The sequence below is a fragment of the Lysobacter antibioticus genome (genome assembly GCF_001442535.1).
In the GTDB taxonomy this organism is placed as follows: Bacteria; Pseudomonadota; Gammaproteobacteria; order Xanthomonadales; family Xanthomonadaceae; genus Lysobacter; species Lysobacter antibioticus.
Map to the genome: position 1 here is coordinate 1,980,651 of NZ_CP013141.1, position 21,316 is coordinate 2,001,966.

The window sequence follows — 21,316 nt, forward strand, 5'->3', positions numbered from 1 at the left end:
GCGGCGCGATGAGCCGGCGCAGCCTGGAAATCTCGGCGAACTCGCTGGGCTCGGCACTCGCCGCGCAGGCCGGCGGCGCCGACCGCGTCGAGCTGTGCGAGAACCTCGCCGAGGGCGGCACCACGCCGTCCTACGGCACGCTCGCGGTCGCCCGCGACCGTCTGCGCATTCCCTTGTACGTGTTGATCCGACCGCGCGGCGGCGACTTTTTCTACGACGAACCCGAGCTTGCGGTGATGCGCGCCGATATCGAGACCTGCGTGCGGCTCGGTTGCGACGGCGTGGTGATCGGTGCGCTCGACGCCGACGGCGACGTCGACAGCGCGTTGTGCCGCGAGCTGATCGCAGCGGCCGGATCGCTCGGCGTGACCTTTCATCGCGCCTTCGACGCGGCGCGCGACCAGGGCAGTGCGCTGGAAGCGGCGGTCGCTTTGGGCTGCGAACGCATCCTGACCTCCGGCGCCGCCGCGAAGGCCTGGGACGGCGCCGACCGCATCGCGACGCTGGTGGCGCAGGCGGCCGGACGCATCCGCTTGATGGCCGGTGCCGGCGTTACCGCGCAGAACATCGTCGCGCTCGCCCAGCGTGCGGGAGTCGACGAACTGCACGCCTCGGCCAAGATGCCGAAGCGCTCAGCGATGCGCTATCGCAACGAGGCGCTGGCCGGGTTGTCGGCGGATTGGGAGCAGAGCGATGAGCAGCGGGTGCGGGAGTTGGTGCAGGCTTTGCGCGCCTAGGGGTGCGCGCTCTTGGGGGACGAATCGCGCTTCTTGGGTAGGGCGGCGCAAGCAGCGACCAAGGGATGGAGACGCGCGGCCGTCGTCATTGATCGAAGCCATGAACTGGCGGGGTAGGAGCGGCGCGAGCCGCGACCGCGCCGCTTCAATTTCGCGACGTTAGCGGCCGGGTCCCCTGTAGGCCGCGAAACACTATCCACGCTTGCGGTCGCGAGGCGTTGAAGCAACATCAAGATCTAAAGCTTCCGTCCGCTAACGCGGCCGGGTTACTTTCTTTTGCTAAGCCCAAAAGTCCGTCTGGATTCCCTTCGGTCAAAGGTAACCAAAGAAAAGGGCTCTCCTTGCAAGGGCACAGGCCACGAGTGCGATGCTGTCGCCGGGATTTTTCGATAGGACATCCTTGTCCTATCGAAAAACGGCGCACGTCCGGTGCGGCGCCCTCCGGGTCTCCAGGTGTTCTCGCAAGTTCGGTACTGCGCCAAGCTCTCCATAGCAACAGCAACAGCAACAGCAGCAGTCGCTAAATTGCTGTTGCTGTTGCTGTTGCTGTTGCTGTGCGTCGTTTCGCACTTGCGAAGGCCATCGAAGACCGGGAGGGCGGCGCGCAGGGATGCGCGCCGTTTTTCATCGGGACAGGGATGTCCCGTATGAAAAATCCCTGCGGAAGCACCGCTCGTGCGGGCCTGTGATTCAAAACAAAGCATTTTTCTTTGGTTACCTTTCTTTTGTTGTTTATGACAAAAGAAAGTAACCCGCCGCTTTAGTGGCGGAAGCTCTTGGCGTTTGATCTTGCTCGATGGTCCCGCCGCGAGACCATCGCGGCGCGGTCGCGGCTTGTGACCGAAGGAAATCCAGTAGGACGCCGCTCCTACCCCAAAGCAGGTTCTTCCTCACGCTCGGCGATTCCCCCTCGTGGGAGCGGCGTAAGCCGCGACCGCGAACGGTGGGGCCCGTCGCAGGCCGGAGGTCGGGTCGCGGCTCGCGCCGCTCCTACCCAGGAGCGAGACACCGCCGACCAAGGCAGGGACCTCAGCCGAAGAGGCCGAGCCGGTTCGCGCATCGCGCGCAGGCGACGATGCCTTCGCCAGGCCGTCGCGCAAAAATCGATTCGGGCAGGCCGAGGCCACGCGGCCTTCACGGCTGTCGCCAGACTCGGCAAAACAATCACTTACCGGCGTATCGGCGACCGACTCGTCGCGACGACTGCGTACGCGGTCCCCTTAGCACACCCTCATTGCTGCGCCGCGTCATGCAACGCGGTCCCTGGTTGTGGTTAATTTAGATCGATCCAATTTGGGGGTTGGGTATGCCGGGGCGGTCTTTCGGGGCCATCCGGGCAGTTTACTTAGATCGAGAGAAAAGCCTTTACAGACCATGGAGCGGTCGCCATTGCAGTCCACTTTTCCTTGGGGAGCACCGCGAAGATGAGCCATTCCACCCTGCGACGCAGCGCACTGACCGGTGCTTTGTTGTCGATCCTGTTCGCGCCCGCCATGGCGCAGGCGCAGTCGAACGAGGCGCCGGCCGATCAGGCCAGTGCCGGCGCCGAAGACAGCAGCCGGGCGAACAAGCCAACCGAGATCGACAAGGTCACCGTGACCGGCTCGCGCATCAAGCGCGCCGAGATCGAAGGGCCGGCGCCGGTCTTCACCATCACCGCCGCGCAGATCGAGAAAGAAGGTTTCAACACCGTCTACGACGCGCTGACTACGCTGACCGAAGCCATGGGCACGGTCGAGTCCGACATCGCCTGGGGCCAGCACACGGTCAACGCCAGCCCGCTCAACCTGCGCAACATGGGGCCGGGCCGCAGCCTGCTGCTGATCAACGGCCGTCGCGTCGTCGACTACCCGCTGCCGTACCAGGGCAAGAGCAACTTCGCCAATTTCAACAACATCCCGACCGCGATCGTCGAGCGCATCGAAGTGCTCGCCAGCGGCGCCTCGGCGATCTACGGCTCCGACGCGGTCGCGGGCGTGATCAACGTGATCCTCAAGAAGGAATTCCAGGGCGACCAGGTCAAGATCCGCGGCGGCACCTCGACCCGCGGCGGCCGCGACTCGATGGACCTGTCCTGGGCCGGCGGCCGCAGCGGCGACAACTGGAACGTGACCTACGCATTGCAGTGGTTCCACCGCGAAGCGCTGCCTGCAAGCGAGCGCCAGTTCATGGATTCGGAATTCGATGCGCCGGCGACCTCGCTCAACCCGCAGGACCGCAAGGTCGGCGTGCTGCCGTCGGTCGGCATCCGCATGTTCAACGCCGGCACCGGCCAGCGCATGATGCCGCCGGCTGGCGCCTGCGATCAGTACGGTTCCGAGTTCTTCCTGCAGAACCGCCGTACCTATAACCGCAACAGCAACACCATCAGCAACACCGGCTGGCAGTGCGGCCAGAACACGGCCTACCAGCACTGGACCCTGCGCAACGGCAGCGACGATCGCTCCGGCTACGTGTACGGCAACTACGACTTCGCCAACGGCATGCAGGGTTGGGTCACCGCCGGCGTGTGGAGCTCGCGCGGCACCAACATGACCTTCATGCCGGCCTGGAGCTCGGGCGGCACCTACCACGACGTCGGCCTCAATGCCGATCTCGACCTGGTCAAGCGCTTCACTCCGCAGGAAATCGGCGGCGCCAAGGGCGGTTACACCCGCTCCGACGAGCTGTCGTGGGATCTGTCGGCTGGCCTGCGCGGCCAGTTCGGCGATCGTTTCGATTGGGACTTCAGCATCGGTCGCGCCGAATACACCGTCGACGAAAAATTCCCGACCGTGTTGCTGGCCGAGGCCGACCGTTACTTCCTCGGCGCCAATCGCGATCGCATCGACCAGAACCGGTTGTGGAACCCGATCTCGCCGCAGGACTACGCCTCGATCACCACGCGCGGCAAGAACCGCGCCGAGTCCTGGCTGACCTCGGCCAACTTCATCGTCAGCGGCGATCTGTTCGAAGGTTGGGCCGGCCCGATCGGCTTCGCCGCCCAGCTCGAAGCGGCTAAGCAGGGCTATAGCCTGGCGCCGGACCCGAACACCATCGGTGACAACCGCAAGTACGACCAGACCGCCAATCTCGATCTCGGTTCGGGCACGCGCAATCACTACGCCGCCGGCGTCGAGTTCAAGATTCCGCTGCTGGAATCGCTGACCGCATCGCTGGCCGGCCGTTACGACAAGTACGACGCCGTCTCCGGCGACGCCGCCTCGACCTACAACGCCGGTCTGGAATGGCGCCCCTTCAGCAACCTGTTGGTGCGCGGTACCTATGCGACCAGCTTCCGTGCGCCGGACATGCACTTCGTCTACGCCACGCCGAGCACCTCGGTCGCCGACCAGACCGATTACCTGAATTGCCTGCGCGCGGGCCAGCAGGGCAACTGCACCTGGGACGCCGGCTTCAAGGTCGAGGACGCGAACATCGCGCGTCAGGGCACGCCGAACCTGAATTACGAAACCGGTAATTCCTGGACCGCCGGTTTCGTCTGGGACATCGCCGACGGCCTGTCGGTGTCGACCGACTACTGGCGCATCGAACTGGAAGACGAGATCGACGACGTCGGCGCCAACGACGTGCTGCTCGACGAGGCCTACTGCCTGACCGGCAAGACCCCGACCGGCGAGCCGCGCGTCAGCGCTCCGAGCGCCGACCGCTGCAAGTTGCAGATCGGCCGCGTCACCCGCGCCGCCGATCCGGACGGCGCCGGTCCGCTGCTGGGCCAGGTCACCGATATCCGCACCGGCCCGGTCAACCGCGCCGCGCGCAACGTCGAAGGCGTGGACGCGTCGTTGAAGTACCGCTTCACCACCGAGCGTTGGGGCGATTTCAGCCTGGGCCTGAACTACACCAATCTGCTCAAGCTCGAAACCCGCACCGACGCCAGCGAAGAGATGCAGGACAAGCGCAACGACGAGCCGCGCAGCAAGTTCCGCGGCAGCGTCAACTGGCAGCGCGAGAAGTGGAACGCGACCGTCTACGCCGACCGCGTCGGCAGCGTGCCGAGCGTGCGCTTCAACGGCTGCCTGCCGTTCTCCGACGGCTACGTGCCCAACTCCGACAACTGCGTCGACAACGACTCGGCCAGCCCGACCTTCGGCCAGGCCACCAAGAAGTACTACGGCCGCGTCGGACCGGCGATCACCTGGAACCTGAGCGCGGGTTACCAGATCACCGAGAAGGCCAAGGTCAACTTCTACGTCAGCAACATCTTCGACGAAGTCAACGAAGACAAGGACCCGTACAAGAAGGACTTCGCCTTCATCGCCGACCGCATCTTCAGTCCGGTCGGCCGCGAGATCGCCGTCGAGTACGTGCTGGACTTCAACTAAGCCAGGCAAACCCGTTGTGGCGGCGCAGCCGCGCCGTCGCAACGGAATCTCCCACACCACAGGCAGGGCAAGGCAACGATGACTCGCAATCCGGTACGGCGCAGGCGCGGTTTGGTTTCGGTTTTCGACGGCAAGGCCTGGCCGATCGCCGCGGCACTGACCCTGGCGCTGGCCGGCGCGCCGAATGCCAACGCCGCCACACCGAGCAGCGATCCGGTGAGCGAGGTCAACACCTTCATCGGCAGCAAAGACGACGGCAACACTTTTCCGGGCGCGAGCGCGCCGTTCGGCCTGATCCAGATCAGCCCGATCGGCGATCACTACAGCGGCTGGCGTTACGACGACCCGAAGATCCGCGGCTTCGGCCACTCTTTCATCTCCGGCGCGGGCTGTTGGGAGCAGGGCGGCCAGTTGTCGGTGCTGCCGACCACCGGCGAGATCGGCCCGGGCAAGCGTTTCGATACCAAGCAATTCAAGTCCTTCGACCAGAAGGCCTATGCGTCCAGCTATACCCACGACGGCGAAGTCGGCCAGGCCGGCTATTACAAGGTGCGCCTGACCGGCGAAGCCGCCGGCCCCATCGACGCCGAAGCGACCGCGCTGACGCGCGCCGCGGCCGAGCGTTACACCTTTCCGGCCGCCGCCAGGCAGGGCACGATCCTGGTCAACACCGGCCAGGCCAACGAACGTCATCTCGTCGTCGGCAGCAGCGTGCAGGTGATCGGCGACCGCGTCGTCGAAGGCAAGATCGTCACCAAGAGTTTCTGCGGCGGCCAGCAGTACACGACCTGGTACCGCATGGAGTTCGACCGTCCCTTCGCCAGCTTCGGCACCTGGGACGAAACCGGCGGCCACGCCGGCGGCCGCGCCAGCATGCAGGGCGACACGCGCCCGCACGGCGCCTGGTTCACCTTCGATACGAAGGACGGGCGTGCGGTCAGCGCGATCAGCGCGATCTCGCACGTCGATGCCGAGGGTGCGCGCCGCAACCTGCGCGACGAAGGCATGAAGAACGGCAAGCTGCTGAGCTTCGATGCGATGCGCAAGCAGGCTCAGGACGGCTGGCGCAAGGAACTGGATTCGGTGCGGGTCAGCGGCGGCAGCGCCGACGACCGCGTCGTGTTCTATACCGCTCTCTACCACTCGCTGCTGCAGCCGTTGACCGGCAGCGACAGCGACGGCCGCTACCGCGGCTACGACACCGAGATCCACAAAGCCGAAGGCTGGACCTACTACGAGTACTTCTCGCTGTGGGACACCTATCGCTCGCAGAATCAGTTGCTGGCCATGCTGCGTCCGCAGCGGGCGCGCGATATCGCCAACTCCATGCTCAAGATCCACGAGCAGAACGGTTGGCTGCCGCGCTGGGGTTATGCCAATTACGACAGCAACGTCATGACCGGCGACCCGGCGACGCCGTTCATGGTCGACCTGTGGCGTTTCGGCGCGCTCGAAGGCCGCGAGCAACAGGCTTACAAGGCCTTGCGCGAGAACGCCTACGGCACGCCGCCGGCGCTGGTGCGCAGCAACGGCCGCGCCGGTAATCCGAGCTATCTCGAACGCGGCTTCGTCCAGTACGACCGCGCGTTCCCGGCCAAGAGCATGGACGTCGATCCGCACCACGGCGGCTCCTCGACCCTGGAATACGCGCTGGCCGATTGCTCCTTGTCGCAGATGGCCGACGCGCTGGGCCAGAGCGCCGACGCGGCCACCTTGCGCGAACGCGGCCGCAACTGGCGTAAGGTCTGGGACGCCGAGGCGGCCGATCCGGAACTGGGTTTCCGCGGTTTTCCGCGTCCGCGCCTGGACGATGGCCAGTTCTACGTCGAGGCCGACGGCGGCTACAGCCCGCGTTCGCACCACGGCTTCCACGAAGGCACGGCCTGGCAGTACCAGTGGCTGGTGCAGCAGGACATGCCCGGCCTGGTCGCGGCGATGGGCGGCAGCGAACAGACCGGCAAGCGTCTGGATGCGTTCTTCGCCTACGACCAACTCGTCGCCGATCCGCTCAATGCGGCGCGCAAGCAGTGGGTGGTCGGGCCCTACAGCTATTACAACCAATACCGCTATAACCCGAACAACGAGCCCGATCTGCACAGCCCGTGGATGTACACGCTGATCGGCCAACCGTGGAAGACCACGGCGGTGCTGCGCTCGGCGCAGGCCTTGTTCACCAACGCGCCGAACGGCGTGACCGGCAACGACGACCTCGGCACGATGTCGGCCTGGTATCTGTTCAGCGCGATCGGCCTGTACCCGGCGGTGCCGGGCACCGGCGAACTGCTGCTGCACACGCCGCGCTTCGAGAAGGTCGAGCTCGACCTGGGGCAGGGCAAGACCCTGACGATCGAAGCGCCCGGCGCGGACGGCCGCGGCCTGCAGTACGTGCAGTCGGCCAGCTTCGACGGCAAGTCGCAAGATCAGGTCTGGCTGGATTGGGCGAAGCTGCGCAACGGCGGCACCTTGCGTTTCGCGCTCGACAAGACGCCGCCGGTAAGCGGTTGGGGTACGCAGGCGCAGGCGTTGCCGAAGTCGGCCTGCGCGTCGCCGAAGTGATGGGGTCGATGCGCCGAATTTACGGTGCCGAAGTCATGGCAATGCGGTCATGGCGGTGACGTGATGGCGGTGAAGTCAGGTGTGAGTGCGGTTGTTTGCAGACCGTCGTCCCCGCGAAGGCGGGGGGCCAGGGCTTTACTGCGTTATAGCTCTGAAGTCTCTGGATCCCCGCTTTCGCGGGGATGACGAAACTCAGGGCGGCAAGGCAGTGCAGTTTCAGGGTCCCAGCTTCGGCCGGGGTCAGCGAGCTCAAAGCGGCAGTTGATTCGAAGCAGTTCGAGGAAACCGATTCGATGAAAGACGCATTGGCGAAGATGGGACGTTCGAAATTGCGCGTGGCGATGCTGAGCCTGGTCGGCGCGGCGATCGGCTTGGCGCCGCTGGCGCACGCGGACGAGGTTCCGCTGGCCGGCGCGAGCAAGGTCGCCGTCAATGCCGGCACGGCGCTGGCCGCGCCCGAACTGGTGCCGTTGCCGGCGAAGCTGCTGCGAGGCGAGGGCGAGTTCGTTCTCGACGATACGACCACGCTCTATGCCAACAACGCCGAAGCGCGCGCCATCGCCCAGTTGCTGCGCGACGAACTGATCGCGACCCAGGCCTTGACCTTGCCGTTGCGCAGCGGCGCGCCGCGTGCGCACAAGGGCGAGGCCGAGCCGAGCCGCTACGTGCAACTGGTCGCCGAACCGGTCGCCGCCCACGCCGATGCGCGCTCGAAAGAGCGCTACACCCTGGAAATCACCGCGCGCGGCATCCGTCTGTCCGGCCCGCCCGCCGGTCTGTTCTACGGCTATCAATCGCTGCGCCAGTTGTTGCCGGCAGCGCGCAGCGCGCAAGCATTGCGCTTGCCCGCGCTGAGCATCGAGGACCAGCCGCGCTTCGTTTACCGCGGCATGCATCTCGACGTCGGCCGGCACATGTACCCGGTCGCCTTCATCAAGCGCTATGTCGACCTGATGGCGCAGTACAAGCTCAATACCTTCCACTGGCACCTGACCGAAGACCAGGGTTGGCGCATCGAGATCAAGCGCTATCCGAAGCTGACCAAGATCGGTGCGCAGCGCAAGGAAACCGTGCTCGGCCGCAACATCGATCCCTATGTCGGCGACGGCAAGCCCTACGGCGGTTTCTACACCCAGGACGAAGTGCGCGAGGTCGTGGCCTACGCCAAGGCCCGCCACATCATGGTGATCCCGGAAATCGAAATGCCCGGCCACTCGCTGGCCGCGCTGGCCGCGTACCCGGAACTGGCCTGCACGCCGGGGCCGTTCGAGGTCGGCAGCAACTGGGGCGTGTACGACGACATCTATTGCCCGAAAGAAGAGACCTTCAAGTTCCTCGAGAACGTGCTCGACGAAGTGGTGGCGCTGTTCCCGGCGCCCTACCTGCATATCGGCGGCGACGAAGCGCCGAAGACGCGCTGGCAGAGCAGCGAGGTGGCGCAGGCGGTGATCCGCCGCGAAGGGCTGAAGGACGAACACGAGCTGCAGAGCTATTTCATCCAGCGCATGGAGAAGTTCCTGCACTCGCGCGGCAAGCGCATCATCGGCTGGGACGAGATCCTCGAGGGCGGCCTGGCGCCGGACGCGACGGTGATGTCCTGGCGCGGCGAAGCCGGCGGCATCGCCGCGGCGCGCCAGGGGCACGACGTCATCATGACCCCGACCCAGTGCTGCTATTTCGACTACGGCCAGGGCCCGGCGCGCCACGAACAGTGGAACCTCGGCGGCGAGCTGAGCCTGGACAAGGTCTACGGCTACGACCCGGTGCCGAAGGAACTCGATGCCGCGCAGGCCCGGCATGTGCTCGGCGTGCAGGGCAACGTCTGGACCGAATACCTCAAGACCGAGGCGATGGTCGAGTACATGGTGTTCCCGCGCATGCTCGCCCTGGCCGAAGTCGCCTGGACGCCGCAGGGCGACCGCGATTTCGCCGATTTCCAACAGCGCTTGCGCGGGCAGTTTTCGCGTCTGGACCGCGAACAGGTCGGCTACCGCATCCCGGCGCCGGCGGGGCTGAAGGACGTGATGCAGGTGCAGGGCCAGGGCGCGCCCGATGAGTTCGTGCAGGTGTTCGAGCTGACCGCATCGGTGCCGGGCGCGACGATCCGCTACACCGTCGACGGCAGCGAGCCGAGCGATGCCTCGCCGGCTTACGAAGGCCCGATCGAACTGCGCGTGCCGCTCGACCAGGTGCGCAGCGTGCGCACCGTCACCGTGCTCGGCAATGGCCGGCGCAGCGGCGTGCATAGCGCGCAGGTGCAGTACCGCAGCTATCGTGCGGCGGTGGCGCCGCCCACGCGCAAGAGCGCGGGCCTGAGCTATCGCTTGTACGAAGGCCAGTTCTCCACTCTCGACGAGCTCGAAGCCGCGGCCGCGCCGGTCGAGCAGGGCGTAGCGACCTCGTTGGACCTGGCGCCGTATGCGCGGCAAAGCCGCTACGGCCTGCAGTACGAAGGCCTGATCGAAGTGCCGGCCGACGGCGTCTATCGCTTCGCCCTGCAGGGCGACGACCGCTCGGCCTTGTATGTCGATGGCGAGCGGGTGATCCGCAACGACAGTTACGACCAGACCCTGGAAGGTTCGCTGCCGCTGCGCCGAGGCTGGCATCGTCTGCGCTTGGCCTGGTACCAGCGTGGAGGCGGGCAGAGCCTGCGCCTGCGTTGGGCGGCGCCGGGGCAGGCGCTGCAGGATCTCGATGCGAAGGGCGCGGTGCATTGATGCGCGCCGCGCCGTTTGCCTCGGTAGTTCGACGAAGTGCGGTTGGATTTTTTTTGCCGTTTTTTTAGATCGATCCAAACCAAAAACGCCACAGCAGCTCAACACAGAGCACGAACGTAACCTTGGCCGAGGGTTCGGCCGCGATTGGGAGGGGTAGCAGGTGAACCACAATCAGCACCGCAACGAGCGCCAGCATCCGGGCCGCACGCCGACGGAACGTCACCGCGCGCACAGGAACGTCTTGACCGCGGCGATGCTCGCCGCCTTGTATCTGCCGCTGGCCGCGGCGGCGCAGGAAGCGAGCGCGCAGGAGGCCGCGAGCGCGGCCGGCGAGGTCAAGTCGATCGACAAGATCACCGTCACCGGTTCGCGCATCAAGCGCGCCGAAGTCGAAGGCCCTGCGCCGGTCACGGTGATCAGCGCCGACCAGATCAAGCGCGAAGGCTTCTCGACCGTGTACGAGGCGCTGAGCACTCTGACCGAAGTCACCGGCTCGGTGCAGGCCGACGTCAACAAGGGCCCCACGCCGAACGCCAGCCCGCTCAACATGCGCAATCTCGGGCCGGGCCGCACCCTGCTGCTGATCGACGGGCGCCGCGTCGCCGATTACCCGCTGCCCTACGAGGGCCGCGGCAACTTCGCCAATTTCAACAACATCCCCATGGCCGCGGTCGAGCGCATCGAAGTGCTGGCCAGCGGCGGCTCGGCGATCTACGGCTCCGACGCGATGGCGGGCGTGATCAACGTCATCATGAAGAAGAACTTCAATGGCGACGAAGTGCGCATCAAGGGCGGCACCACCACCCGCGGCGGCGGCGATTCCTTCGACCTGTCGTGGACCGGCGGCCGCACCGGCGACAAGTGGAGCGCGACCTACGGCGTGCAGTGGAGCGGCCGCGAGACCTTGTTCGCCGGCGACCGCGAGTTCGTCGATTCCGACCTCGAGCCGGCCAACACGGTCAAGCCCTTGGTCAACGACCCCTGGCCGTGGGTCTGGGGCGTGGAACTGATCGACAGCGCCAGCAAGCGGCGCGTCACACCGCCGACCGGCGCCTGCGACCGCTTCCAGGACCTGCCGCTGCATAACTTCATCGGCAACGAGGGCAACGCGCCCGAGTTCCCCGGCTACAGCTGTACCCAGAGCAAGGGCAACGCCTTGTGGAGCCTGCGCAACGGGTCCAACAACGTCTCGGCCTTCGGCAACTTCAGCTACGACTTCGATAACGGCATGCAGGCCTGGGTCAGCGCGTCGTTGTGGGACAGCGAAGGCGAATCGCGCCAGGACGAGGCGCTGCGCTTCGAGTTGAACCGCGGCGGCGCCTTCTACGACCAGGGCACCGGCCGCAGCTACCAGGCGCGTCGCGCCTTCACCGTGCCCGAAGCCGGCGGGCGCGACCCGTTCCTGTTCTATACCAACGAACGCTCCTGGGACCTCGCCGGCGGTTTGCGCGGCAGCTTCGGCGAAAAGCTCAACTGGGACGCCACCATCGGCCGCACCGAGTACAAGGTCGACTTCAGCTTCCCCTCGGTGGTGCAGAGCGCGGTCGACGAGTATTTCCTCGGACCGCAACTGGGCACCAACGGCGGCTTGCCGGCCTATCAGTTGAACCAAAGCCGGTTCTGGAACCCGATGGACATGGCGACCTTCCAAAGGCTGACCACCCACGGACACTCCAGCGCCAAGTCGTGGATGAACCAGGCCCAGTTCGCGGTCAACGGCGACCTGTTCGATCTGCCGGCCGGCCCGGTCGGTTTCGCCGCGGTGTTGGAAGCGGGCTCGCAAGGCTATCGCCTGAGCCCCGATCCGCTGACCTTCGGCCCCAACAAGCAGTACGACCAGCCCGGCGGAACCAACCAGGGCGGCGGCGACCGCAAACGTTATGCGATCGGCGTCGAGTTCAAGCTGCCGTTGCTGGAATCGCTGGACCTGACCACCGCCGGGCGTTTCGACCGCTACGACGACGACAGCCGCAAGGAAGGCAACTTCACCTGGAACGCCGGCCTGGAATGGCGCCCGATCGAAAGCCTGCTGCTGCGCGGCGCCTACAACACCACCTTCCGCGCGCCGGACATGCACTACCTGTTCGCCACCAGCGGCACCGGCACCCAGGAAAGCGCCGACGTCGCTTCGTGCATCAAGCGCAACCAGGGTCCGAACTGCGGCTCGGCGTCGGTGTACTACCGTCACGCCACCAGCCGCACCGGCAACCTCAAGTTGGACAGCGAGACCGGCAAGTCCTGGAGCGCCGGCCTGGTCTGGGATGCGACCGACAACCTGTCGTTCAGCGCCGACTATTGGCGCATGACCATCGACAACCAGGTTCGCGATTTCGACATCGCCGACATCCTCGACCTGGAAAGCCAGTGCATCAACGGCGTGCCGCGCAGGTCGTCGGACCGGATGCAAGTCACGCCGGGCTCGTCGACCTGTTCGAACATCCTCTCGCGCGTCACCCGCAGCAGCCCGGGCACCAATTCGTTCGGTGTCGCCGACCCCAACTATCCCTTGGGCCAGGTGACCTCGGTGCGCAGCGGCCCGATCAACATCGCCTACCGCGAAGTCGCGGGCGTCGACGTGTCGGCCCGCTACAAGCTGCCGGCGACGGCCTGGGGCGACTTCAGCTTCGCGCTCAACTACACCAACCAGTTGAAGAACAACGAGCAGCGCGACCCGGGCGCGCCGATGCAGGAGAACCGAGACAACGACGTGCGTACATTCGCCCGCGCCAGTGCCAGTTGGTCGCGCGGCCCGTGGAACGCCACCTTGTTCGCCAACCGCATCGGCCACACCAACGGCGACAACTACAACCGCTGCGCGCCGATCATGCCGGGGCAAACCTCGACGGAATGCCGGATGGTCGGCAAGCTGAAGGCGCCGATCTACTTCAACCTGACCGCCGGCTACCAGTTGACCGAACAGGCCCGGGTCAACTTGTACATCGACAACCTGTTCGACGAGGCCGAGTACAAGGACCCCTACAAGATGTTCTTCATCTACGCCAACGAACGGGTGTTCTCGCGCGTCGGCCGCGAAATCTCGGCCGAGTTCGTTTACAAGTTCGATTGATGCAGGTTCTGAGACACGTAATGTACGTAAGAGCGGCCGGTCGTTCGCGACCGGCCGCGGCAAACGCTCTCCAGTAAGCGGTGGTGGCCCGGCGATTCCGCGCTTTCCAGGCGGGACGCAGGGTTTTTTCCCGATTCTCGGGCAGGGGGCGCCTGGATGGGCGCTCCCGTTTTTCTCCCGGGCCTCGGGCACGATCCGGTTTCGAATTCATGGCCGGCCGCCGCAGGTGCGGCCGCGCAACCACGGCAAGCGACTCCCTTGGGGCAAGCATGGCGACACTTCGGTCCAAGAACACCTTCGTTTCGGCACTGCGCACGGCCGCCGCGATCGGCCTGATGCTGGCCGCCGCCCTGAGCGCGGACTGGGCCCAGGCGGCCGAGGCGAGCTCGCAGCCCTTGCATGGCGATTGGCAGTTCCGGCTTGTGCCGGGCGACCCCGAAGCCGCCACGCATGCCGCCGCCACCGATTGGCGCAAGGCGCAGGTGCCGGGGCATGTGCATACCGATCTGTTCGTAGCCGGTCTGATCGCCGACCCCTACGTCGGCGCGCGCGAGCGCAGCCTGCAATGGATTGGCTTGGCGCAATGGGAATACCGCACCAGCTTCGACGTCGATCGCGCCACGCTGAAGCGCGCGCACGCCGATCTGGTGTTCGAGGGCCTGGACACCTTCGCGACCGTGCAGCTCAACGGCGTCGAACTGCTAAAGGCCGACAACAGTTTCCGTACCTGGCGCGTGCCGGCACAGGGTCATCTGCGCGAACGCGGCAATGAGCTGCGGGTGGTGTTCGATTCGCCGATCCGGCGAATGCTGCCGCAGGTGCAGGCGATGCCTAACAAGATCGCCGGCAATTACCCTTCGCCCTACGGCGATGAGCCGCGCGACGCGATGACCGCCAACTTCGTGCGCAAGCCCGGCTATCACTATGGCTGGGACTGGGGCCCGCGCTACGTCAGCGCCGGCATCTGGCGCGCGGTGCGCCTGGAAAGCTGGGACCGCCTGCGCCTGGCCGACTTGCACGTGCAGCCGCGCCGCATCGCCCAGGACGCCGCCGAGGCCACGGTCGAGCTGGAGATCGACAGCGACCGCGCCGGCGCGGTCACGGTCGAGATCGACTACGCCGGCCCCGAGGGCAAGGGCGCGACCCTGCGCCATGAGGCTGAGTTGCGCAGCGGACGCAATAGCGTGTCGGTGCCGCTGACGATCGCCCACCCGCGGCTGTGGTATCCCGTCGGTTACGGCGAACAGGCCTTGTACACCTTCAAGGCCCGCGTGCAAGACGCCGACGGCGTGCAGGCGGTCGGCCAACGCCGCACCGGCCTGCGCAGCATCGAGCTGCGCCGCGAACGCGATGCCGGCGGCCAGGGCTTCGCCTTCGTCGTCAACGGCATCCCGGTGTTCGCCAAGGGCGCCAACGCGATTCCGTTCGATGCTTTTCCGGCGCGGGTCACCCGCGAGCGCCTGCGCCGCGACCTGCAATCCGCGCGCGACGCCAACATGAACATGCTGCGCAACTGGGGCGGCGGTTACTACGAGTCCGACGATTTCTTCGAACTGGCCGACGAACTCGGGCTGATGGTCTGGCAGGACTTCATGTTCGGCGGCGGCATGCCGCCCGGCTATGACCCGTCGTTCCGCGCCAATGTCGTCGCCGAGGCGCGCGACAATGTGCGCCGGCTGCGCAACCATCCCAGCATCGTGCTGTGGTGCGGCAATAACGAAGAAGAAACCGCCTGGAAGGACTGGGGCCATCGGACCAAGCTGGCCGCGGCCGATCCGAAGTTCGCGCAGACGGTGTGGGAAGGCTATGTGGCTTTGTTCGGCAAGGACCTGCGTCAGGTCGTCGCCGAAGAAGGAGCGGGCGTGCCGTATTGGTCGAGTTCGCCGAGCAACGACCTGGCCGACAAGGCTAACGACTCCAACAACGGCGACAAGCATTACTGGGACGTCTGGGGCGGCCCGGCCTTGCCGGCCACGGCCTACCTCGACGAGACCCCGCGTTTCATGTCCGAGTACGGCCTGCAGGGTTGGCCGTCGCTGCGCACCATCGCCAGTTTTGCCCGGCCGGAAGAGCAGGGCATCAATGCGCCGGTGATCCGCGCGCACCAGAAGTTCCTGGCCGGCGACGGCAACTCGCGCTTGCTGCTGTACATCCGCCGCGAATACGGCGAACCGCGCGACTTCGCCGATTTCGTCTATCTGAGCCAGCAGGTGCAGGCCGAAGGCATCGAACTGGCCGCCTTGCACCACCGCGCCTCGCGTCCGCGCACCATGGGTTCGCTGTATTGGCAGTTGAACGACGTCTGGCCGGGCGCGTCCTGGTCGAGCCTGGATTACTACGGGCGCTGGAAGCCGCTGCATTTCCACGCCAAGCGCTTCTTCGCCGACGTGGCCATCGCGCCTTTGCGCCGCCCGTCCGGCGGACGCACCGAGCTGAGCCTGCTGTCGGATCGCACCACGCCGTTGCAGGGAGAATGGCGTTTGCGGGTCATGGACTTCGACGGCCGCGTCCATCGCGACGAACGCAAGCCGGCGACTCTGGCGGCGTTGGCCTCGACCGCGGCCGGCGCCTGGAGCGACGCCGAACTGCTCGGCGATGCCGACCCCTTGCGCACCGCGGCGGTGTTCGACTTGATCGTCGACGGCAAGACGGTGTCGCGGCGTGCGGTGTATTTCGGCGAATCCAGGCGCTTGGCCTGGCAGGACCCCGAGCTGCACGGCGAACTGCGCCGCGACGGCGACGGATACCGTTTGCAATTGAAGGCGAGCAAGCTCGCACGCGCGGTCTGGATCGATTTCGGCGACCACGACGTCGAGTTGGCCGACAACGCCCTGACTCTGTTGCCGGGCGAAAGCGTGGAGATCGGGTTGAAGTCGAAGGCCGGCCTGGACAGTCTGCAGCGCGCCTTGAACTTGCGGTCCTTGTATCGGCCTTGAGTGGTCAGGGGGTGTTTTTGGCTTTCGCTGCCGAGCGAAAATCCCCCGCGCTGCAGTGATCGGGTTTCATCGGCTGTCGCCGGGCGCTGGCCCCCTTTGCCAAAGGGGGGCGGTGATTGACGTGTTCGAGCATCGAGCACTGGCGCTGGAGTGCCAGCATCAGCACCTGCCGCAGCCCCGCGATGCTCGCTGTTCCCCCTTTGCAAAGGGGGGCAGGGGGGGCTCTTCGGCTCCCGCAACAAGCCCAACTTGCATCCCACCCCAACGCCCCGCAGGCTGTGACGCTCGCGCCACCGCCGCGTCGCGTGCATGGAAGCGACGCCCTTCAACCCCTTTCGCGCAGTCGCCGCGTTAGAGGTTGCAGACCCCGTTCTTAAGGAAGAGGTGACCGGTGAAACCGTCCTTCGCAGTCGTTCGTTCCGCGTTTTGCCTGTTGCTCGCCCTCGCCACCGTCGCCAGCGCGCAGATTCGCGGGGATGTCACCGCGCCGCCCTTGCTTGAAGTGCGCGGCGCCGAAACGCCCATCGTGCTCGAATCGGCCCGCGTCGACGGCGAGATCGTCGGCGGGCTGGCGCGGACCTCGGTCGAGTTGGTGTTCCGCAACCCGAATCGGCGCGTGCTCGAAGGGCAGTTGCAGTTCCCCTTGCGCGACGGTCAGCAGGTCGCCGGGTTCGCGCTCGACATCGACGGCAAGTTGCGCGCCGCGGTGCCGGTGCCGAAGGACAAGGGCCGGCAGGTGTTCGAGGCGATCGAACGCCGCGGCGTCGACCCGGCGCTGTTGGAGAAGACCGCAGGCAACCAATTCAAACTGCGGGTCTATCCGATCCCGGCCCAGGGCACGCGGCGGGTGCGGCTGGAGCTGGTCGAGTCGCTCGCTCGCGAGGGCGGCGACTGGCGTTACGAACTGCCGCTGGCGTTCGCCGCGCAGGCGCGCAGTTTCAGCCTCGACCTGGTCTCGGCGCAGAAGCCGCGCCTGATCGGCCTGAGCCAGCAGACCGAGATCGCCTCGAGTGCCGGCCGCTACCGGCTGGCGCTGCGCAGCCGGCCGCTCGGCGACGCCCTGAGCCTGCGGATGCAGGCCGCCACGGCGCCGCGCGCCTACACCCAGGACTTGGACGGCGAACGTTTCTTCCTCGCCGAAGTGCCGCTGGCCGGTGCGCGCCAGCCGCGCGCGCTGCCGACATCCATCGGCTTGCTGTGGGACAGCTCGGCCTCGGGCCGCAAGCGCGAGCGGGCCAGCGAACTGGCACTGCTGGATCGCTATTTCCGCGCCGCCGGCGAGGTCCAGGTCAGCCTGGTTCGGCTACGCGATCGCGCTGAGCCGGCGCAGGCCTTCGCGGTCAAGGGCGGCGACTGGTCGGCGCTCAAGCGCGAGCTCGAAAGCACGGTCTACGACGGCGCCACCGACCCGGGTGGTTGGCAGCCGCAGGCCGGCATCGAGGAATACCTGTTGGTCAGCGACGGCTTGTTCAACTACGGCCAGCGCCGCTTCCCGGCCTTGCTCGCCGGGCAGCGCCTGTACGCGCTGAATTCGGCCGGTGCGGCCTCCGACCATGACGGCCTGCGTGCCCTGGCGCAGGCGCACGGCGGGCGTCTGGTGGCGTGGCAGCGCGCCGGCGAACTCGATCGCGCCGCCGATGTCCTGCTCAACGAGGGGCCGCAATTGCTCGCCGTCGACGGCCTCGGCACCAGCGAGGTGGTCGCCGATTCGCCGTTCGCCGACGGCGGCCTGTTGCGCCTCGCCGGCAAGCTGCGCGATCGCCCGGCCAAGCTGAGTCTGAAGGTGCGCGATGGCGACCGGGTGCGCGAGCTCGTCGTGCCGATCGACGCCGATGCGCCGGCCAGCGTCTTTCCGGCTTCGCTGTGGGCGCAGTACTCGATCGCTGCGATGCAGGCCGACCCCGAACTCAACCGCGCCGCGATCGCACGCCTCGGCCAGCGCTTCGGCATCGTCACCGCCGAGACCTCGCTGATCGTGCTCGACGATCTGGCCGACTACGTGCGTTACGACATCACCCCGCCGGACCGCCTCGACGAGTTCCGCCGGCTCAAGACCGAAGGCGCCCACGAGCGCGAGCGTAGCCGCCGGCAGAGCCTGGACCGGGTCGCGGCGCTGTACGCCGAACGCATCGAATGGTGGCAGCGCAACTGGCCGAAGGGCGCGCCGCCGCAGGTGGCGGATGAGGCCAAGCTGCGACCTGCACAGGCGGGAGCGCACGGCAACGTGCAGCGCTCGCTGGCTTATGCGCCGGCTCCGGCGGCCGAAGCCCCGGTGGCAGCCGCGGCGCCGATGCCGATGGAGGCAGAGGCGGGATTGCAAAGGATCACGGTGACCGGCTCGCGCATCGACGCCGCTTCGGACAAAGCCGAGCAGGACGCAGAAGCCGGCGCTGGCGCAAGCATCGTCCTGCAGCCCTGGCAGCCCGATTCGCCGTATGCACGTCGCCTGCGCCAGGCCGGCGCCGACCGCGTGTATGCGATCTACCTCGACGAACGCGATTCGCACGCGACCAGCACCGCCTTCTATCTGGACGTCGCCGATGTGCTGATCGAGAAAGGCCAGCGCGACCTGGCCCTGCGGGTGCTGTCGAACCTGGCCGAGATGGACCTGGAAAACCGCCACATCCTGCGCGTGCTCGGCTATCGCCTGATGCAGGCCGAACAACCCGCGTTGGCGGTGCCGGTGTTCGAGCGCGTGCGCGGGCTGGCCGAGGAAGAGCCGCAGAGTTTCCGCGACCTGGGCCTGGCCTATGCCGCCAACGCCCAGTACCCGCAGGCGGTCGAGGCCTTGTACGAGATCGCCCTGCGCGATTGGGACGGCCGCTTCCCCGGCGTGGAGGAGATCGCCATCGCCGAACTCAACGCCATCGTGGCGGCGCATCCGCAAGGGCTGGATACCTCCGGCATCGACCAGCGCCTGCTGCGCAATCTGCCGCTGGACCTGCGCGTGGTGTTGAGCTGGGACAGCGACAACAGCGACATGGACTTGTGGGTGACCGACCCGAACGGGGAGAAGTGCTACTACGGCCACCAGCTGACTTATCAGGGCGGGCGCATCTCCGACGACTTCACCGGCGGCTACGGCCCCGAGGAGTTCATCCTGCGCGACGCCAAACCGGGCAAGTACAAGGTCGAGGCCAACTTCTACGGCGACCGCCAACAGCTGGTGACCGGGGCGACGACCCTGCACCTGTGGCTCAGCACCGGCTTCGGTGGCACCCAGCCGCACGAGCAGAAGGTCACCCTGCGCCTGAAGGACCGCGCCGAGGTGGTGATGGTGGGCGAGTTCGAGGTGAAGTGAGGCGGGGTGAAGTAAGCCGGGCCGGTGAGGCCGCGGGGCAGGGCGGCGCGTTGCAGCCATGCGCCCGCCTCATCCGGGTCCGGTTCGCCGGAGCCCGGGTGGCGTGGCCGCGGCTCGTGCCGCTCTTACCCTGGGTTGTGGGGCGGCCGGCCCCGGGCAGGCGTCCCGGGCAGGCGTCCCAGGCCCTCGGGCTGCTAGAATCGGCGGTTCTCATCCGCATTCAAGACCATCGGACATGATCGAGCTCAATCCCGTCCGCCAGCGCATCGCCGACCTCCGGGGCCGGCTGGATTCGCTCAGGGGGTATCTTTGACTACGACAGCAAAGTCGAACGTCTCGAAGAAGTAAACCGGGAGCTCGAAAGCCCCGATATCTGGAACAACGCCGAACAGGCCCAGGGCCTGGGCCGTGAGCGCGCCAGCCTGGAAAAGGTGGTCGACGGCATCCGCCGTCTCACCGACGGGCTGGTGGGCGCCGACGAACTGCTCGAACTGGCCGAAATGGAAGACGACGAGTCGACCGCGCTGGCCGTGGTCGAGGACGTCGAGCGCTACGCCAAGCAGGTCGAGGAACTCGAGTTCCGGCGCATGTTCTCCGGCCCGATGGACGCGGCTTCGGCCTTCGTCGACATCCAGGCCGGCGCCGGCGGCACCGAGGCCCAGGACTGGGCCGAAATCCTGTTGCGCATGTACCTGCGCTGGGCCGAATCGCGCGGCTGGAAGGCCGAGCTGATGGAAGTCAGCGGCGGCGACGTGGCCGGCATCAAGTCGGCGACCTTCCGCGTCGAAGGCGATTTCGCCTACGGCTGGCTGAAGACCGAGACCGGCGTGCACCGCCTGGTGCGCAAGTCGCCGTTCGACTCCGACAACCGCCGCCACACCAGCTTCACCTCGGTGTTCGTGTCGCCGGAAGTCGACGACAAGATCGACATCGAGATCAACCCGGCCGACCTCAAGACCGACGTCTACCGCTCCTCGGGCGCCGGCGGCCAGCACGTCAACAAGACCGAATCGGCGGTGCGCATCACCCACGTCCCGAGCGGGATAGTCGTAGCCTGCCAGACCGAGCGCAGCCAGCACGCCAACCGCGACCGCGCCATGAAGATGCTCGCGGCGAAGTTGTACGAGCTGGAAATCCAGAAGCGCAACGCCGTGCGCGACGCGGTCGAGGCGACCAAGTCCGACATCGGCTGGGGCAGCCAGATCCGCAACTACGTGCTCGACCAGAGCCGTATCAAGGACCTGCGCACCGGCATCGAACGCAGCGACACCCAGAAGGTGCTCGACGGCGATCTCGACGAATTCGTCGAGGCCAGCCTGAAGTCGGGCCTGGAAGTGGGCTCGAAACGTATCGACGCGGTCTGAAAGCCGGGAGTCGGGAATCGGGAGTCGGGTCTTACAGCCGTCGCGTCTCCGGTCGTCATCCCCGTGAAGGCGGGGATCCAACGACTTGAAAGTGCGCATCGGTGAAGCCCTGGATCCCCGCCTTCGCGGGGATGACGGGCAGAAGGGGTGCGCTACGGCGGGTGAAGCGGGAATGCGTTGCCCGCACACGCACCGACCGCATCCTTTCTCGCCCGCCAAGATCGCCCCCCCAAGACCGTTCGCATCCGTTCGCATCCGTCCGCATCCATCCGCATCCATCCGCATCCATCAGCGCCGTCTCCACGCCTGCCGC

8 protein-coding genes are annotated in these 21,316 nt (G+C 66.7%); all 8 read left to right on the top strand.

Going from position 1 to position 21,316, the window contains the following annotated elements:
• Nucleotides 1-8: 8 nt before the first annotated feature.
• The 8 genes from GLA29479_RS08025 to prfB all read left to right on the top strand — a co-directional run bounded on the left by GLA29479_RS08025 (nt 9) and on the right by prfB (nt 21,003).
• Nucleotides 9-737 carry a copper homeostasis protein CutC gene (locus GLA29479_RS08025; protein ID WP_057971287.1) on the top strand — a complete coding sequence of 243 codons (729 nt, stop codon included), beginning with the start codon at nt 9-11 and terminating at the stop codon, nt 735-737.
• Nucleotides 738-2,161: 1,424 nt separating this feature from the next.
• Nucleotides 2,162-5,062 (top strand): TonB-dependent receptor plug domain-containing protein, encoded by a 2,901-nt coding sequence (locus GLA29479_RS08030; protein ID WP_057971288.1) that lies wholly within the window; start codon nt 2,162-2,164, stop codon nt 5,060-5,062.
• Between the two features lie 111 nt (nt 5,063-5,173).
• Nucleotides 5,174-7,618, top strand: coding sequence for a GH92 family glycosyl hydrolase (locus tag GLA29479_RS08035; RefSeq protein ID WP_425599963.1), 2,445 nt, complete (start codon nt 5,174-5,176; stop codon nt 7,616-7,618).
• A 293-nt stretch (nt 7,619-7,911) separates the two neighbouring features.
• Complete coding sequence (locus GLA29479_RS08040; RefSeq protein WP_057971289.1) at nt 7,912-10,335, top strand: family 20 glycosylhydrolase; 2,424 nt, start codon at nt 7,912-7,914, stop codon at nt 10,333-10,335.
• A gap of 160 nt (nt 10,336-10,495) precedes the next feature.
• Nucleotides 10,496-13,402: a TonB-dependent receptor plug domain-containing protein gene (locus GLA29479_RS08045; RefSeq protein WP_057971290.1), complete on the top strand. Its 2,907-nt coding sequence runs from the start codon at nt 10,496-10,498 to the stop codon at nt 13,400-13,402.
• Nucleotides 13,403-13,737: 335 nt separating this feature from the next.
• Nucleotides 13,738-16,338: a beta-mannosidase gene (locus tag GLA29479_RS08050; protein WP_057973112.1), complete on the top strand. Its 2,601-nt coding sequence runs from the start codon at nt 13,738-13,740 to the stop codon at nt 16,336-16,338.
• A 391-nt stretch (nt 16,339-16,729) separates the two neighbouring features.
• Complete coding sequence (locus GLA29479_RS08055) at nt 16,730-19,639, top strand: VIT domain-containing protein (RefSeq protein ID WP_248842814.1); 2,910 nt, start codon at nt 16,730-16,732, stop codon at nt 19,637-19,639.
• 235 nt (nt 19,640-19,874) lie between these two features.
• A protein-coding gene (gene prfB, locus GLA29479_RS08060) for a peptide chain release factor 2 (RefSeq protein WP_144436410.1) occupies nt 19,875-21,003 on the top strand; the annotation gives its coding sequence in 2 pieces (ribosomal slippage) (nt 19,875-19,949 and nt 19,951-21,003; 1,128 coding nt in all).
• The last annotated feature ends 313 nt before the right edge of the window (nt 21,004-21,316 follow it).